The organism is Labrys monachus (assembly GCF_030814655.1).
Lineage (GTDB): Bacteria > Pseudomonadota > Alphaproteobacteria > Rhizobiales > Labraceae > Labrys > Labrys monacha.
Genome location: NZ_JAUSVK010000001.1, coordinates 6525564 through 6542637 on the forward strand (window position 1 = coordinate 6525564; position 17074 = coordinate 6542637).

The following is a 17074-nucleotide window of genomic DNA, read 5'->3' on the forward strand; positions in this document are numbered from 1 at the left end:
TCGATATCCGCGGACCTCCGCGAATTCCATTTGCGCTTTAATATTAGCAAGTAATGGCGTCGTTTCAATGACGTCGACGCCCGTAAGGGGCCCCGGGAGGCCCGCAGAGCAGCTTATTTTTGCTGTTCGGGCCGATTCGGCACCAGGCCGGCCCCCCTGGCCCTCAGGGCCGTCGACGAGGTGGCGTCGAGCGGGGCATGGAGGAACACCCAGGCCGGCGGCGCGCGGCGCTTGAGGGTGCGCGCGGCGTGCTCGGGCAGGCGCCAGGGAGCGAAGGCGCGGGCCGCCTTGGCGAGCGGCCCCTTGGTGGTGGCGCCCGGCCGGGCGACCACGGCGATCGGCATGGTCCGCGCGATGCCGCGCCAATGCTGCCAGCGATGGAAGGAGGCGAGGTTGTCGGCGCCCATGATCCAGATGAAGGTCACGCCCGGACAGCGGCGCGCGAGCCAGCGGATGGTGTCATAGGTGTAGCGGGTATGGATCGCCGCCTCGACGCCGGTGACGACGATGCGCGGATCGGCGGCGATGCGGCGGGCCGCGGCCACGCGCATTTCGAGCGGCGGCAGCCCGTCATTGTCCTTGAGCGGGTTGCCCGGCGTCACCAGCCACCAGATGCGGTCGAGCCCCAGCCGCGTCAGCGCGACGAGGCTGGCATGGCGGTGCCCTTCATGCGGCGGGTTGAAGGTGCCGCCGAACAGCCCGATCGTCATGCCCTGCGAGAAGGGCGGCAGGCGGCGGGCATCGGCCGGCGAGGGGAGGACAGGGTGCATCGATCGGCTTCGCGCGTTGCTCCGAACGAGCGAGGCGCCACCTCGCGCAAGGTGGCGCCTTCGCCGCATCCAGGCCTCTTTCCCGCAAGGGAGGGGCAGGTGACGTCCGCGCCCCGGATCAATCGCGATCTCACCGAATCGCGATTTTCTCCAACTCGTCGGTCGGACGCCTTTCCTTAATCGAAAAGTCCATCGACTTTTCCGGAAAATGCCTCAGGCGTGCAAGGACGCCTTGTCCCATTCGCGGATGTCGACGAAATGGCCGGCGATCGCCGCGGCCGCCGCCATTTGCGGCGAGACCAGATGCGTGCGGCCCTTATAGCCTTGCCGTCCCTCGAAATTGCGGTTCGAGGTCGAGGCGCAGCGCTCGCCCGGCTTCAGCTTGTCGGCGTTCATGGCCAAGCACATCGAGCAGCCCGGTTCGCGCCAGTCGAAGCCGGCGGCGCGGAAGATCTTGTCGAGACCTTCGGCCTCGGCCTGCATCTTCACCAGGCCCGAGCCCGGCACGATCATGGCATCGACATTGGCGTTGACGGTCTTGCCGGCGACGATGCCGGCGACGGCGCGCAGATCCTCGATGCGGCCATTGGTGCAGGAGCCGATGAACACGCGGTCGAGCTTGAGGTCGATGATCTTCTCGCCGCCCTTGAGGCCCATATAGGCGAGGGCCCGCTCGATCGACACGCGCTTGTGCTCGTTGGCGGCATCGTCGGGATGGGGCACCGTGCCGGTGATCGAGGCGACGTCCTGCGGGCTGGTGCCCCAGGTGACGATCGGCGGCAGCGAGGCGGCGTCGAGCCGGACCTCGCGGTCGAACACGGCGCCTTCCTCGGTGTAGAGCGTCTGCCAATAGGCCAGAGCCTGCTCCCAGGCATCGCCCTTCGGCGCCTTGGGCCGGTCCTTCAGATAGGCATAGGTCTTCTCGTCCGGCGCGATCAGGCCGGCGCGCGCGCCGCCTTCGATCGACATGTTGCACACCGTCATGCGCCCTTCCATCGAGAGGGCGCGGATCGCCTCGCCGGCATATTCGAGCACGTGGCCGGTGCCGCCGGCGGTACCGATCTCGCCGATGATGGCGAGGATGATGTCCTTGGCGGTCACGCCGTCTGGCAGCTTGCCGTCGACGGTGACGCGCATGTTCTTCGCCTTCTTCTGGATCAGCGTCTGCGTGGCGAGCACATGCTCGACCTCGGAGGTGCCGATGCCGTGGGCGAGGGCGCCGAAGGCGCCATGCGTCGAGGTGTGGCTGTCGCCGCACACGATGGTGGTGCCCGGCAGAGTGAAGCCCTGCTCGGGGCCGACGATGTGCACGATGCCCTGGCGCGTGTCGCGCTCGGAATAATATTCGACGCCGAAATCGAGCGCGTTCTGGGCGAGGGTGTCGACCTGCATGGCGCTTTCGGGGTCGTCGATGCCCTTGGAGCGGTCCGTCGTCGGCACGTTGTGATCCACCACCGCCAGCGTGCGCTGGGGCGAATGCACCTTGCGGCCGGAGACGCGCAGGCCCTCGAAGGCCTGCGGGCTCGTCACCTCATGCACGAGATGGCGGTCGATATAGAGCAGGCTCGTCCCGTCCGGAGCGGTTTCGACGACGTGGTCGTCCCAGATCTTGTCGTAGAGCGTGCGGGGAGCCATGGCATTTCCTGCATGTGACGTGAGTTTGACCGTGATTTAGCCAAAAGCGAGCCCCAGGAAAAGAGTGCAAAAACTAATAGCTTCGGTTGGGCCGGTCGCCTCGGGCGTTTGCCGGCCGTTTCAGGGCCCGGCGGTCACGCCCAGCATCGGGCCGAGGCTGCGCCAGCCGCCGACGGGCGGCAGGGGCGGGGCGTAGAGCGTGGAGATCGAGCCGTCGAGGAAGAGCGCGTTCTGGGTGCCGAGCCGGTCGCGGAACAGCCTGGCGAAGGCGTAGAAGCTCACCGGTTCGGTCGAGATCGCGAAGACCACCGTGCCGTCGTCGCGCACGCCGACGCCGTTGCGGACCTTCTCCGAGGCACCGTCCGGCTGGAGCTTGGGGTGGATCTGGCCGTCGATCACCAGCATGGGGCCGGACTGGGTGGCGAAGGCGGGGTTGAGGCGGGCCTTGAGGAAGCGGCCGGTCTCCATCACCCCCGCCTTGCCGTCGCCGAAATAGAACACGCCGTTCGGCTTGAGATGGAAATTGCCGGCGCCGTTGCGCAGATTGGCCCGATGCAGCATGCGGCCGTTCTCGACATAGAGCCCGATGGGAGCGAGCGCGGTGTCGTACATGCCCGCATTCATGGCGAAGACCAGCTTGCGGCCGGTGGCGGCCACCGCGTCGGCGAGCCGTTCGGTCGTCGCCAGCGGCATGCCGTCGGCGCCGCGCCAATAGAGCGAGAGCGCGTCGCTGCGCGGGTCGAACCGGCAGGCGACGTAATCGTGCCCGTCCTCGGTCAGGGGCTCGCAGCCGGCCCGCGCCGAGGCGGCGATGCCGGCGAGACAGGCGGCGAGCATGGCGCGGCAGGCGATCCAGCGCAGGAATGACGGCAACAGGAAACTCCCGGAACGAATCGGGCCGCAGCGCGCGGACCGCAGCTTGACGGCGGCTTATACAAAAAGAACGGCCGGAGAAGAACGCTCAGCGCGCCTGCGTCGTCAGGATCTTGAACGCGAAGAGGCCGAACACGCCGGCGAAGGTGAAGTCGATGCCGCGCAGGACGCGCGGCCGGGCCTTCAGCCACGCCACCACCTTCTCGGCGCCGAGAATGAGGACAAAGGCGAGCGGCAAATTGATGGCGACGAAATAGAGGCCGAGGAAGAACAGCTTCTGCGCCGCATGCGGGTCGTTGGCCTGCACGAATTGCGGCAGGAAGGTCAGGAAGAACAGTACCACCTTCGGGTTGGTGATGTTGACGCCGAGCCCGAGCAGGAAGGTCGACCGGAAGCTTCCGGGCGGCTTGGCCTCCGCCTTGACGTTGAGGGCGGAGCCGGAGCGGATGGCGCTGAAGGCGAGCCAGAGGAGATAGAGGGCGCCGATGATCTTCATCGCCGCGAAGGCGGTGGCCGAGGCCGCGAGCAGGGCCGACAGGCCGATGGCGGCGAAGACGGTGTGGCAGACGCAGCCGACCTGCGTGCCGAGCATCGCCGCCGTGCCGCCGCGCCGGCCGCCGCTGATGGTCTTGGCGAGCCACAGGCTCATGTCGGGGCCGGGCGTGACGAAGAGCAGCACGCAGGCCAGCGAATACAGCACGAAAGTGTGGGAATCGGGAAGAAAGTCCATCGGGGTCGGTCCCTCGGCATCGGCGGCCATGGGTGCTACACCCGGCGCGGCTTTTGCGAAAGGGGGAGGGCGGTCGTCTTCTCCCAGGAGATTCGCTGTCAGCGCGAAAAGCTCACCGCATTGCCGGCGTCGACGTTGAGGAAATTGCCGGTCGACTTGGCCGAGAGGTCGGAGGCGAAGAAGTAGACGGCCTCGGCGACGTCCTCGGGGAAGACCGAGCGCTGCAGCAGCGAGCGCTTGCGGTAGAATTCCTCCAGATCGTCCTCCGCGATCCGGTTGGAGGCGGCGCGCTGCTGGCGCCATTCGCCCTGCCAGATCCGGGAGCCGCGCAGCACCGCATCAGGGTTGACGACGTTGACGCGGATGCCGAGGGGGGCCCCTTCGAGCGCCATGCAGCGCGCGAGATGGATCTCGGCCGCCTTGGCGGTGCAATAGGCCGAGGCGCCGGCCGAGGCGGCGACGCCGTTCTTGGAGGCGATGAAGACGAGCGAGCCGCCATTGCCCTGGCGCTTCATCAGGCGGTAGCCTTCGCGCGCCACCAGGAAATAGCCGGTGGCGAGGATCGAGATGTTGCGGTTCCACAGTTCCAGCGTGGTGTCCTCCACCGGCGCCGCCGAGGAGATGCCAGCATTGTTGACGACGATGTCGAGGCCGCCGAAGGCCCGCACCGTCTGCTCGAAGGAGGCGATCACCGCGGCCTCGTCGGTGACGTCGACCCTGACGCCGCGCACGACGTCGCGCCCGAACGTCTTGCCGAAGGCGGCGACGCTCTCGTCGAGCGCAGCCTGGTCGATGTCGGCGAGCACGACGCAGGCGCCCTCCGCCATCAGCCGGGCCGCGATGGCGCTGCCGATGCCGCCGGCGCCGCCGGTGACGAGGGCGATGCGGCCGGCCAGGCTCTTGGGCTTGGGCATGCGCTGGAGCTTGGCTTCCTCCAGCAGCCAATATTCGATGTCGAAGGCTTCCTGCTCGGGCAGGCCGACATAGGTGTCGACGCCGGTCGCCCCGCGCATGACGTTGATGGCGTTCACATAGAATTCGCCGGCGACGCGGGCCGTGGCCTTGTCGGCGGCGAAGGAGATCATGCCGACGCCCGGGACGAGATAGATCACGGCGTTGGGATCGCGCATGGCGGGGGAGTCGGGGTGCCTGCAGCGCTCGTAATAGGCGGCGTAGCCGGCGCGATAGTCGCCGATCAGGCCGTCGAGCGCCTCGACCGTGGCCTCGACGCCGCGGGCGGGATCGAAGGGGACGATCAGCGGCCGGATCTTGGTGCGCAGGAAATGGTCGGGGCAGGAGGTGCCGAGCGGCGCCAGCGCCTCCAGCGCGTTGGCGTTCACGAATTCCAGCACTTCCGGTGCGTCGGTGAAATGGCCGGCCTTGGCCCGTTCCCTGCCGATGCGGCCGCGGATCTCCGGCATCAGCCGGGTGGCGACGGCGGCGCGCTCCTCGGGCGCGAGGGCCGGCGTCTTCTCGCCGCCGAAGGCCGGCTGCCTCGCATTCGCCTCGATCCAGTCGGCCGCCTTCTGGATGATGCGCAGCGTGGTGCGGTAGCATTCCCGCGCGTCGTCGTCCCAGGTGAAGAGGCCGTGGCCGCCGAGCACGACACCGACCAGATGCGGATTCTCGGCCGCGAGCGTGCCGAGCTTGAGGCCGAGATCGAAGCCGGGGCGCTGCCAGGGCAGATAGCCGATCTCGCCGCCGAAGATCTCCGCCGTGAGCTTTTCCGAATTCTGCGAGGCCGCGATGGCGATCACCGCGTCGGGATGGACGTGGTCGACATGGATCTTCGGCACGAAGGCATGCAGGGGGGTGTCGATCGAGGCAGCGCGCGGATTGAGGTCGAAGGTGCAGTGCGGCAGGTAGCCGACCATCTCGTCCTCGTGCTCGATGCCGCGATAGAGGCCCTTGAGGGCTTCGAGCCTGTCGAGATAGAGGGTCGAGAAGCCGTCGAGCTTCATCGAGCCGATGTCGCCGCCCGAGCCCTTGACCCAGAGCACGGTGACCTCGCCGCGGGTCAAGGGATCGGTCGCCTTCACCTTGGCCGACGTGTTGCCGCCGCCGAAATTGGTGATGCGCAGATCGGATCCCAAGAGGTTCGAGCGGTAGAGCAGCTTGCCCGGCTCGTCCAGCGTGGCGGCGACGTTGTCGTCCCAGAGATCGGCGAGTTTTCCTGAAGCCATCGGAGCGATCCTCGAAGTGGAAGCAGAGCCTGCGCGGACCGGCAGGCCGGTCGTTTTCGGCGCGGACGATAGGAAGGCCGGCGGTCACGGTCAATCATAAGCGCTCATGATGCGGCGCAAAATCTTCTGGTTGCGGCGCAAGATCGCTCATGAAGTTGACATCGATGAGCGTTTGCGCAAGGTTGTGAGCGATTGGAGGGCCGATGCACGAGCAGGAGCGCTGGCAGACCATTCTCACCCTCGTGCGCGAGCGCCCGATCGTCTCGGCGCGGGACCTGGCCGAGATCACGCAGGCCTCGGCGGCGACGCTCCGGCGCGACCTGGCGCGCCTCGCCGCGCGCGGGCTGGTGCGCCGCGTCCATGGCGGCGTGCAGGCGATCGGCGGCGGCGGGGCGCGGCTGGAGGCGCGCCGCTTCGACGTCAGCCAGGGCCTGTTCGCCGAACGCAAGCGCGCCATCGCCCGCCGGGCCGTGGCCCTGTGCCGGGATGGCGAATCGATCATCATCAACGGCGGCTCGACGACGTTCCACATGGTCGAGTTCCTGCGCGCCGCGCGCCTGCAGATCCTCACCAATTCCTTCCCGATCGCCGAGGCCCTGGTGCGCCAGAGCGACAACCGCATCATCCTGCCGGGCGGCGAGGTCTATCGCGACCAGAACATTATCCTGTCGCCCTTCGACGAAGATTCGATCCAGCACTACACGGCATCGAAAATGTTCATGAGCGCCATGTCGATCGGCCCGCTCGGCCTCGTCGAGAGCGATCCGCTCATCGCCCGCGCCGAGGCCAAGCTCCTCAGCCGCGCGGCCGACCTCGTCGTGCTCGCCGATTCCTCGAAATTCGAGCCGCGCGGCTCGATCGCGGTCGCCCCGCTCTCCCGCATCCGGCGGCTGATCACCGACGACGGCGCGCCGGACGCCGCCTTCGCCATGCTGCGCGAGGCGGGCGTGGAGGTCGAGGTGGCGGGAGGGTAGGCCGATTCGGCATCCCCATGATTTCCATCATATCCATGTCTTCGTTCGCGAGGCCGACGTGATCCTGGCCTGCTTCATGTGAAACCCCGGTTCCGTGCCCGGGTCCAGGAGGCCTCCGGCCTTCTGCGATTGCGAATCAGGCGCCAAGATCGGAAGCCGTTCGAAACGGACGGGGAGCGCAGCTTATGGCCGAGCAATTCTTCATGGGCGTCGATGTCGGCACCGGATCGGCCCGGGCCGGCGTGTTCGACGGTGCCGGCACTCTTCTCGGCGCGTCGAAGCAGGCCATCGCCATCTGGCACGAGGCGGGCGACATCGCCGAGCAGTCCTCCGAGGATATCTGGCGCGCCGTCTGCGAGGCGGCGAAGGGCGCCATGGCGATCGCCGGGATCGCGCCCGCCGCCGTCGCGGGCATCGGCTTCGACGCCACCTGCTCGCTGGTCGTCGTCGACCGCCAGGGCCGGCCGCTGCCGGTCGGCGCCTCGGGCGATGCCGAGCGCAACATCATCGTGTGGATGGATCATCGCGCCCTCGACCAGACCCGGCGTATCAACGAGACGCATGCGGACGTGCTGCGCTATGTCGGCGGCGTGATCTCGCCGGAAATGGAGACGCCGAAGCTGCTGTGGCTGAAGGAGAACAAGCCGGCGGTGTTCGCCGCCGCGGGCTGGTTCTTCGACCTGCCGGACTATCTGAGCTGGCGGGCGACCGGCAGCCTCGACCGCTCGGCCTGCACCGTCACCTGCAAGTGGACCTATCTCGCCCATGAGAAGCGCTGGGACGCCGGCTATTTCCACCGCATCGGCCTCGGCGAGCTCGCCGACGAGGGCTTTGCCCGCATCGGCGACCGCATCGTCGACGTCGCCACGCCGCTCGGCGCGGGACTGACGGCGCAGGCGGCCGCCGACCTCGGCCTCGTGCCCGGCATCGCCGTCGGCGCCTCGCTGATCGACGCCCATGCCGGCGGGGTCGGCACGGTGGGCGCCGCCGGGCCGGACGACGCAGCCGCGGCGGTGACGAGCCGCCTCGCCTATGTCTTCGGCACCTCGGCCTGCACGATGGCGACCACGAAGGAGCCCGCCTTCGTGCCGGGGGTGTGGGGACCCTATTATTCGGCGATGGTGCCGGGGCTCTGGCTCAACGAGGGCGGCCAGTCGGCGGCCGGCGCGGCGCTCGACCATCTGCTGACGCTGCATCCGGCCCATGCCGAGGCGGCGAAGGCGGCGCGCGAGGCGGGCCAGCCGCTGCTCGCCTGGCTGGAAGGCCGGGCCGTCGCGCATGCCGGAAGCGCCGGCGAGGCGGTGCGGCGGGCCGCGAACGTCCATGTCGTCCCCGAATTCCTCGGCAATCGCGCGCCCTATGCCGATCCCGACGCGCGGGCGGTGATCGCCGGCCTCGGCCTCGATGCGGATCTCCAAAGCCTGGTCACGCTCTATGTGGCCGGCCTGTGCGGCCTCGCCTATGGCGCGCGGCAGATCGTCGAGGCGATGGCGGCCAAGGGCATCGCGCTCGAGCAGATCATCATCAGCGGCGGCGCGGCGCAGAGCCCGCTGGTGCGCCAGATCATCGCGGACGCCACCGGCCTCGAGGTCGCGGTCGCCGATACGCCCGAGCCGGTGCTGCTCGGCGCCGCGATGCTCGGTGCGGTGGCGGGCGGCGCCTTTGCCGGCCTCGGCGAGGCGATGGGCGGCATGTCGCGCCTCGGCGAGGTCAGGGCACCCGCCGGCGGCGCGGCCGGCGCGCTGCACGACGCGCGCTTCAAGGTCTACCAATTGCTGCAGGCGGCCGGGCGCGAGGCCCGCAGGATCATGGCGTGAGGCGGGGCCGAAACCTTGGTAACGTCACGTTTGAAAAGAACATGGCATTGGGATGAGATGCCGGCGGCCGCTGATTCGGCCGCTCGAACGGACGGAGCCCCCATGACCGATCTCTTCAGCCGCCGCCAGATTCTGGGCCGGGCCCTGAGCGCGCTGGCCGCTGCCGGCCTCGCCGGTGCAGCGCCGGCGGCTTTCGCGGCGCCGCTCGACGCGCCGGCGATGCCTGCGCCGGCGCCCGTGGCCAATCTCAGGCTGGCGCTCATCCTGCCGGTGGCGGACGATCCGTTCTACAAGGCCTGCCAGGCCGGCGTTCAGGAGGCGGTGACGGCCATGGGCGGCGTCGATCTGCTCATCGGCGCGCCCGACAAGCGCACGCTGCGCAACCAGGTCGGGCTGGTGAACGGCTTCATCAAGCAGAAGGTCGATGCGATCGCCATCGTGCCGGTCGACGAGAGGGCGCTCGGCCCCGTCTGCCGCCGCGCCATCCTGCGCGGCATCAAGGTCGTCTCCTTCGCGGAGCCCATGGTCGAGGCCGGGCGCCTCCTGCAGCTGAGCGGAGCCGGGGCGCGCGGCAAGGCGCAGATGTTCATGCAGATGCTCGCCGACGACATCAAGGCGGGCGGCGACGTGGCGATCCTCGCCGGCAGGCGCGGGGACGACGCGAGCCGGAGCCTTCTCTCCGAAACGATGCGCGAATGGCTGAAGCCCGATTACAGCCGGCTCAAGCTCGCCGCGACCCGCTACGGCGTCGACGGCGACGATGCCGGCTATGCCGCCGCCGAGGCCGTCCTCGCGGCGCATCCCAGCCTCAAGGGCCTTCTCGCCTTCGATCCGGCGGCCCTGGCCGGCGCGGCCCGCTGCGTGCGGGACAAGGGATTGGCCGGCAAGGTCTCCGTCACCGGCTTCGGCCGTCCGTCCCTCCTGAAGGCGGCGATGAGCGAGCCGCCGGCGGTCGAACGCTTCGCCATCGTCAATCCTGTCGACCTCGGCTACGGTGCGGCCGAGATCGCCGTCGCGCTGGCCAAGGGCCAGGCCGCGGCGAGCTCCGGCGCGACGATCGCCGCCGGGCGTCTCGGCGCCATCGCCGTCGGCCCTGGCGCCGTGGCGACGCTGCCGCCCTTCGTGGTGAACGGCCAGAACTTCTCGACATTCGCGGACGTGTTCTGACCGATCCCGGACGTCGGAGCGCCCGACCGGCCGCATGGGCGCGGCGCTCTCCTGGCGGCGGCGATCCGGGCTTGACCCGGCGCCTGCGCAGCGGGCCAATAGGATAAAGCGATTCCTCCCCCGCGGGACGAGGAACGGGGCGGAAACGAGCAGGGGAGGCACGGCGCCATGGCCGCCAGCCCATATCGCCGGACACCGGCGTCGCCTTCGCCGAGGCCGCCATGCCGGTGACCGCGGTCCTCGACGTCGGCAAGACAAATGTGAAACTGGTGCTGTTCGAGGGCACGGCCGTGCTCTGGCAGGCCTCGACGCCGAACCGGTCGCTGCCGGCGCCGCCTTATCCGCATGCCGATGTCGAGGCGATCTGGCGCTTCTTGATGGCGGGCCTGCGCGAGGCGGCCCGGCATCACGCCATCGAGGATATCGTCGTCACCTCGCATGGCGCCACGCTCGCGCTGGTCGGCGACGGCGAACTCGCCTTGCCGGTGATGGATTATGAATTCGCCGGCGTCGATGCGATCGAAACGGCCTATGCGCCCTTCCGGCCGCCCTTCGCCGAAACCCTGTCGCCGCCGATCTCGGCCGGCCTCAATGCCGGCAAGCAGGTCTTCTATCAGGAGGCCATGCATCCCGAGGCGTTCGCCCGCGTCCGCCACATCCTGCCCTATGCGCAATATTTCGCCTGGCGGCTGACCGGCATCGCGCGCGGGGAGGTCACCGGGCTCGGCTGCCACGCCGACCTGTGGGCGATCCCCGGCGGGCACCTCTCCTCGCTGGCGACGCGGCGCGGCTGGGAGCCGCTGTTCCCGCCGATGGTGCCGGCCTATGCCGTGATCGGCCCTCCCTCATCCGCCGTGCTGGCCGAGACCGGCCTGCCGCCGACCGTCCGGGTCCGGGCCGGCATCCACGATTCCAGCGGTTCGCTTCTGCCGCATCTCCTGGCGATCGAGCCGCCCTTCACCGTGATCTCGACCGGCACCTGGGTGGTGATCATGGCGCTCGGCGCGGCCGCGGCGCGGCTCGATCCAGCGCGCGACATGCTCGCCTATGCCGACGTCGAGGGGCGGGGGGTGCCGGCGGCCAAGTTCATGGGCGGACGCGAGTTCGCCATCATCCTCGCGGATGGCGGGACGGCCTGCGACGAGACGGACGTCGCCGCGGCGATCGCCGCCGGAGTGCTGGCGCTGCCCTCCTTCGTCGCGAACGGCGGGCCTTTTCCGGGCCGGCCCGCCGCCATCCGCGGCAGCCTGCCGGCCGGGGACGGCATGCGCGCGGCGCTTGCCAGCCTCTATTGCGCGCTGGTGACCGACTATCTCCTCGAAGCGCTCGATGCGGCGCGGGGCCCGCTGGTGATCGAAGGGAGCTTCGCCCTCAACCGCTGCTATTGCGGCATCCTCGCCGCGCTGCGTCCCGGCCAGGACGTGCTGACCGGGGCCGACGGCGGCGGCACGGCCTATGGCGCCTCGCTGCTCGCGATCTGGCCGCAGGGGCCCGAGCGGCCGCCGATGGCGAGGACCCCGGCATATGCCGATGCCGAGGGGCTCCTGCGCTACCGCGCGCTGTGGCGGGCAGCCCTGGCGTCATCATAGGGTCATCGGAGCGCGGCCATCCTGTCCGCACGCGAAGCGGCGGGCTTGCGGAAGAAGGAGCGGACAGGAGGTCCGCACTCCGTTTCTTGCCGGTGGAGGGTGCTCCACGCAAGAAAACGTCGCGGTGGCTATTTTGTGTGCTTGTGACCGCGGCGGAAATGTGGCATGTCAGCTTTCCGTATTTAGGACAGCCTTGCTGTCCAATCTCGGTGCTGCCGCTTTCCCTCTTGCGGGGGCGCGTAGCTCGCGGGCAAGCCGAAGATGGCCCACAGGCCCGGCCAGACCGTATGGCAAGAACGTCGCTCTCGCGTTTCAACGCGGGACGGTGCAGCATGGTGGTGATCCGACAGATGAGGCGGCATGATCGCTGTTCCCGCTTGACTGCGGAATGGCGGACCAGGCGGCTGAGTGATTGGCAGATTTCAATAGAGGCGAGAAGAGAGGAATTCGGCGATGAGCGCGATCTTCGAACACGGATGGCAGGCGGTTTCGGCAGCGGCGACGGCGGCTGCGACGAAAACGAACGACCGTCCGGTGGCGAAAGATCGCCTCGTGATGCGCGATCCCGGCCTGCCGGACGCCCAGGGCCTCTATGATCCCTCCCGCGAGAAGGATGCCTGCGGCGTCGGCTTCATCGCCGACATGAAGAACCGCAAGAGCCACGCGATCATCGCGCAGGGCCTGCAGATCCTGCACAACCTCGACCATCGCGGCGCCGTCGGCGCCGATCCGAAGGCCGGGGACGGCTGCGGCATGCTCGTGCAGATCCCGCATGCCTTCTTCGCCGCCGAATGCGCCGCGCTGGGCTTCGCCCTGCCGGAGCCGGGCGACTATGCCGTCGGCTTCTTCTTCCTGCCGCGCAACGAGGAAGGCCGCCTCCACGCCATGCGCGTCATCGAGAAGGTGGTGGCGGACGAGGGCGAGGTCTTCCTCGGCTGGCGTGCCGTGCCCGTCGACAATGCGGGCCTCGGCGAGACCGTGCTGCCGACCGAGCCGCTGCACATGCAGGCCTTCATCGGCCGTTCGGCGGCGACGCCCGACCAGGTCGAGTTCGAGCGCCGGCTCTTCATCATCCGCAAGGTGATCTCGAACACCATCTACAACGATGCCGCCACCCGGCCGCTGACCACGGGCTTCTACCCCGTCTCGGTGTCGAGCCGCACCGTGACCTATAAGGGCATGCTGCTCGCCACCCAGCTCGGCGACTATTTCAAGGACCTGTCGGACGAGCGCTTCCAGAGCGCCATGGCGCTGGTGCACCAGCGTTTCTCGACCAACACCTTCCCGAGCTGGACCCTCGCCCATCCCTACCGCATGGTCGCGCATAACGGCGAGATCAATACCCTGCGCGGCAACGTCAACTGGATGGCGGCGCGCCAGGCCTCCGTCGATTCCGAACTGTTCGGCAACGACATCGGCAAGCTGTGGCCGATCTCCTATGAAGGCCAGTCGGACACCGCCTGCTTCGACAACGCGCTGGAATTCCTGGTCCAGGGCGGCTATTCGCTCGCCCATGCCATGATGATGCTGATCCCCGAGGCATGGGCGGGCAACCCGCTGATGTCGGAGGACCGGCGCGCCTTCTACGAATATCATGCCGCCCTGATGGAGCCGTGGGACGGGCCGGCCGCCGTGGTCTTCACCGACGGGCGCCAGATCGGCGCCACGCTCGACCGCAACGGCCTCCGGCCGGCGCGCTATCTCGTCACCAAGGACGGGCTCGTCGTGCTCGCCTCCGAATTCGGCGTGCTGCCGATCCCGGAGAGCGACATCGTCGAGAAGTGGCGCCTGCAGCCCGGCAAGATGCTGCTGATCGACCTCGAGGAAGGCCGCATCATCTCCGACGACGAGATGAAGGCCTCGCTCGCCACCGCCAACCCCTATCGCGAATGGCTCAAGCGCACCCAGATCGTGCTGGAGACGCTGCCGCCGGTGGAGGCGCGCGCCTCGCGCACCGACGTGTCGCTGCTCGACCGCCAGCAGGCCTTCGGCTACACCCAGGAAGACATCAAGCTCCTGCTGCCGCCGATGGCGACGACGGGCCAGGAAGCCGTCGGCTCGATGGGCACGGACACGCCGATCTCGGCGCTGTCCGACAAGTCCAAGCTGCTCTACACCTATTTCAAGCAGAATTTCGCGCAGGTCACCAACCCGCCGATCGACCCGATCCGCGAGGAGCTGGTGATGAGCCTCGTCTCCTTCATCGGGCCGCGGCCGAACATCCTCGACCTCGAGGGCACCTCGCGCAAGAAGCGGCTCGAAGTGCGCCAGCCCATCCTCACCAATGAGGATTTGGAGAAGATCCGCTGCATCGGCCATGTCGAGGAGCGCTTCGACACCAAGACGCTCGACATGACCTATCCGGCGACCCAGGGCGCCGAGGGCATGCGCGGGGCGCTCGACCGCCTGTGCGAGCGCGCCGAGGCGGCGGTGCATGGCGGCTACAACATCATCATCCTCTCCGACCGGCAGACCGGCGCCGACCGCATTCCGATCCCGGCGCTGCTGGCGACGGCGGCGGTGCATCATCACCTCATCCGCCGCGGTCTGCGCACGGCGGCGGGGCTGGTGGTCGAGACGGGCGAGGCGCGCGAGATCCATCATTTCTGCTGCCTCGCCGGCTATGGCGCGGAGGCCATCAACCCCTATCTCGCCTTCGAGACGCTGTCGGCGCTGCATGCCCAGCTCGACTTCCCCGAGGAGGTCGACGAGCAGGAAATCGTCAAGCGCTACATCAAGTCGATCGGCAAGGGCGTGCTGAAGGTGATGTCCAAGATGGGCATCTCGACCTATCAGTCCTATTGCGGCGCGCAGATCTTCGACGCGGTGGGCCTGTCCTCGGCGCTGGTCGACGAGTTCTTCTTCGGCACCGCCACCATGATCGAAGGCGTCGGCCTCAACGAGATCGCCGCCGAGGCGGTCTCGCGCCATCGCGACGCCTTCTCCGACGCGCCGGTCTATCGCAGCGCCCTCGATGTCGGCGGCGAATATGCCTACCGCATCCGCGGCGAGGACCATGTCTGGACGCCGGACAGCGTCGCCACGCTGCAGCATGCCGTGCGCGCCAATGCGCAGGACCGCTATCGCGACTATGCCGCAAGCGTGAACGAACAGGCGGCGCATCTCCAGACCATCCGGGGCCTGTTCCGCATCAAGTCGGCGCAGCAGCGCGGGCTCGCGCCCGTGCCTCTCGAGGATGTCGAGCCGGCAAAGGAACTGGTGAAGCGCTTCGTCACCGGGGCGATGTCGTTCGGCTCGATCTCGCGCGAGGCGCATGAATCGCTGGCCATCGCCATGAACGCCATCGGCGGCAAGTCCAACACCGGCGAAGGCGGCGAGGAGGCCGAGCGCTTCAAGACGTTGCCGGACGGGCGGTCCAAGCGCTCGGCGATCAAGCAGGTCGCCTCGGGCCGCTTCGGCGTCACGGCGGAATATCTCGTCAACGCCGACATGATGCAGATCAAGGTCGCGCAGGGCGCCAAGCCCGGCGAAGGCGGCCAGCTGCCCGGCCACAAGGTCGACGCCGTCATCGCCAAGGTGCGCCATTCGACGCCCGGCGTCGGCCTGATCTCGCCGCCGCCCCATCACGACATCTATTCGATCGAGGATCTGGCGCAGCTGATCTTCGACCTGAAGAACGTCAACCCGGCGGCGGACGTCTCGGTCAAGCTGGTGTCGGAAGTCGGCGTCGGCACGGTCGCGGCCGGCGTCGCCAAGGCGCGGGCCGACCATATCACCGTGTCCGGCTTCGAGGGCGGCACCGGCGCCTCGCCGCTGACCTCGATCAAGCATGCCGGCTCGCCCTGGGAGATCGGCCTCGCCGAGACCCAGCAGACGCTGGTGCTCAACCGCCTGCGCTCGCGCGTGCGGCTGCAGGTCGACGGCGGCCTGCGCACCGGGCGCGACGTCGTCATCGGCGCGCTGCTGGGGGCGGACGAGTTCGGCTTCTCCACCGCGCCGCTGATCGCGGCCGGCTGCATCATGATGCGCAAGTGCCATCTCAACACCTGCCCGGTGGGCGTGGCGACGCAGGACCCCGTCCTGCGCAAGCGCTTCAAGGGCACGCCCGAGCACATCATCAACTTCTTCTTCTTCGTCGCCGAGGAAGTGCGCGAGCTGATGGCCGAGCTCGGCTTCAAGCGGTTCGAGGACATGGTCGGCCGCTCGGACCTGCTCGACCGCCGGGAGGCCGTCGAGCATTGGAAGGCGAAGGGGCTCGACTTCTCGCGGATCTTCCACAAGGTCGACATGCCCGCCAATGTCGGCATCCGCCACAGCGAGAAGCAGCACCATCCGATCGAGCACGTGCTCGACAGGACGCTGATCGCCGAGGCGGCGCCGGCGCTCGATTACGGCCGCGAGGTCACGATCGAGGCCCGCATCAACAACACCCAGCGTACCGCCGGCGCCATGCTGTCGGGCGAGGTCGCCCTGCGCTACGGCTATGAGGGCCTGCCGGACGGCACCATCAAGGTGAACCTCACCGGCACGGCGGGCCAGAGCTTCGGCTCCTTCCTGGCGGCGGGCGTCGACCTCACCCTCGTCGGCCAGGCCAACGACTATGTCGGCAAGGGCCTGTCGGGCGGGCGCATCGTCATCAAGCCGCATCCGGATTCGGGCGCGGTGCCGGAGAAGTCGATCATCGTCGGCAACACCGTGCTCTACGGCGCGGTGTCGGGCGAATGCTATTTCCGCGGCGTCGCCGGGGAACGCTTCGCCGTGCGCAATTCCGGCGCGGCGGCGGTGGTCGAGGGCACCGGCGACCATGGCTGCGAATACATGACCGGCGGCGTGGTGGTGGTGCTCGGGCAGACGGGCCGCAACTTCGCGGCCGGCATGTCCGGCGGCGTCGCCTATGTCTATGACGAGGACAACTCCTTCGCCAAGCGCTGCAACCTCTCCATGGTCGACCTCGAGCCGGTGGAAGAGGAAGAGGACCTGATGGAGCGCCTCCACCATCATGGCGGCGATCTGGAATTCAAGGGCCGCATCGACGTGTCCGGCGACATGGGCCGGCACGACGAGGAACGCCTGCGCAAGATGATCGAGAACCATCTGCACTATACGGGCTCGACCCTGGCGCAGACGATGCTGGACGATTGGGCGACCTATCGCACCCGCTTCGTCAAGGTGATGCCGGTGGAATACCGGCGCGCCCTGCGCGAGATGGAGAAGGCCCGTACGCTGATGGCGGCCGAGTAGGGATGCAGTCATCCCGTGCGCACTGCGCCATGCAATGGCGCGGTGCAGACACGGGACCGCAGGAGGAGTTGAGCTCTTTTCTGCGGACGGTCCCGGATCTGCGAAGCGTCACTTCGTGCCGCATCGCGTCCGGG

At 68.6% G+C, this 17074-nt stretch carries 10 protein-coding genes; 5 read left to right on the plus strand and 5 right to left on the minus strand.

The window, feature by feature from the left end:
- Positions 1 to 113: 113 nt before the first annotated feature.
- From J3R73_RS29745 to J3R73_RS29765, 5 genes are all read right to left on the minus strand, one after another.
- Positions 114 to 770 carry a nicotinate-nucleotide adenylyltransferase gene (locus J3R73_RS29745; RefSeq protein WP_307436071.1) on the minus strand — a complete coding sequence of 219 codons (657 nt, stop codon included), beginning with the start codon at positions 768 to 770 and terminating at the stop codon, positions 114 to 116.
- Positions 771 to 983: 213 nt separating this feature from the next.
- On the minus strand, positions 984 to 2405 hold the full coding sequence (leuC, locus tag J3R73_RS29750; protein WP_307436074.1) for a 3-isopropylmalate dehydratase large subunit: 1422 nt from the start codon (positions 2403 to 2405) through the stop codon (positions 984 to 986).
- A 120-nt stretch (positions 2406 to 2525) separates the two neighbouring features.
- Positions 2526 to 3278 (minus strand): phosphodiester glycosidase family protein, encoded by a 753-nt coding sequence (locus J3R73_RS29755; RefSeq protein WP_307436078.1) that lies wholly within the window; start codon positions 3276 to 3278, stop codon positions 2526 to 2528.
- Positions 3279 to 3366: 88 nt separating this feature from the next.
- Positions 3367 to 4008, minus strand: a complete 642-nt coding sequence (locus J3R73_RS29760) for a LysE family translocator (protein WP_307437795.1) — start codon at positions 4006 to 4008, stop codon at positions 3367 to 3369.
- A 98-nt stretch (positions 4009 to 4106) separates the two neighbouring features.
- Positions 4107 to 6191: a bifunctional rhamnulose-1-phosphate aldolase/short-chain dehydrogenase gene (locus tag J3R73_RS29765; RefSeq protein WP_307436079.1), complete on the minus strand. Its 2085-nt coding sequence runs from the start codon at positions 6189 to 6191 to the stop codon at positions 4107 to 4109.
- A gap of 203 nt (positions 6192 to 6394) precedes the next feature.
- Between J3R73_RS29765 and J3R73_RS29770 the strand changes: the two genes are divergently transcribed.
- From J3R73_RS29770 to gltB, 5 genes are all read left to right on the plus strand, one after another.
- Positions 6395 to 7165, plus strand: a complete 771-nt coding sequence (locus J3R73_RS29770; protein ID WP_307436080.1) for a DeoR/GlpR family DNA-binding transcription regulator — start codon at positions 6395 to 6397, stop codon at positions 7163 to 7165.
- Between the two features lie 185 nt (positions 7166 to 7350).
- Positions 7351 to 8982: an FGGY-family carbohydrate kinase gene (locus J3R73_RS29775; protein ID WP_307436083.1), complete on the plus strand. Its 1632-nt coding sequence runs from the start codon at positions 7351 to 7353 to the stop codon at positions 8980 to 8982.
- Between the two features lie 102 nt (positions 8983 to 9084).
- Positions 9085 to 10149, plus strand: coding sequence for a substrate-binding domain-containing protein (locus J3R73_RS29780; protein WP_307436085.1), 1065 nt, complete (start codon positions 9085 to 9087; stop codon positions 10147 to 10149).
- 221 nt (positions 10150 to 10370) lie between these two features.
- Entirely contained in the window at positions 10371 to 11738 is a 1368-nt protein-coding gene (locus J3R73_RS29785; RefSeq protein ID WP_307436088.1) for an FGGY-family carbohydrate kinase, read from the plus strand.
- 453 nt (positions 11739 to 12191) lie between these two features.
- Positions 12192 to 16940, plus strand: a complete 4749-nt coding sequence (gene gltB, locus J3R73_RS29790) for a glutamate synthase large subunit (protein WP_370880047.1) — start codon at positions 12192 to 12194, stop codon at positions 16938 to 16940.
- Positions 16941 to 17074: the final 134 nt, after the last annotated feature.

What these genes read in the sequence shown, in the direction of transcription:
- J3R73_RS29780 (WP_307436085.1), top strand. Translation starts at nt 9,085, where the DNA reads ATGACCGATCTCTTCAGCCGCCGCCAGATTCTGGGCCGGGCCCTGAGC.
- J3R73_RS29745 (WP_307436071.1), bottom strand. Translation starts at nt 770, where the DNA reads ATGCACCCTGTCCTCCCCTCGCCGGCCGATGCCCGCCGCCTGCCGCCC.
- J3R73_RS29765 (WP_307436079.1), bottom strand. Translation starts at nt 6,191, where the DNA reads ATGGCTTCAGGAAAACTCGCCGATCTCTGGGACGACAACGTCGCCGCC.
- J3R73_RS29770 (WP_307436080.1), top strand. Translation starts at nt 6,395, where the DNA reads ATGCACGAGCAGGAGCGCTGGCAGACCATTCTCACCCTCGTGCGCGAG.
- J3R73_RS29775 (WP_307436083.1), top strand. Translation starts at nt 7,351, where the DNA reads ATGGCCGAGCAATTCTTCATGGGCGTCGATGTCGGCACCGGATCGGCC.
- J3R73_RS29760 (WP_307437795.1), bottom strand. Translation starts at nt 4,008, where the DNA reads ATGGACTTTCTTCCCGATTCCCACACTTTCGTGCTGTATTCGCTGGCC.
- J3R73_RS29785 (WP_307436088.1), top strand. Translation starts at nt 10,371, where the DNA reads ATGCCGGTGACCGCGGTCCTCGACGTCGGCAAGACAAATGTGAAACTG.
- gltB (WP_370880047.1), top strand. Translation starts at nt 12,192, where the DNA reads ATGAGCGCGATCTTCGAACACGGATGGCAGGCGGTTTCGGCAGCGGCG.
- leuC (WP_307436074.1), bottom strand. Translation starts at nt 2,405, where the DNA reads ATGGCTCCCCGCACGCTCTACGACAAGATCTGGGACGACCACGTCGTC.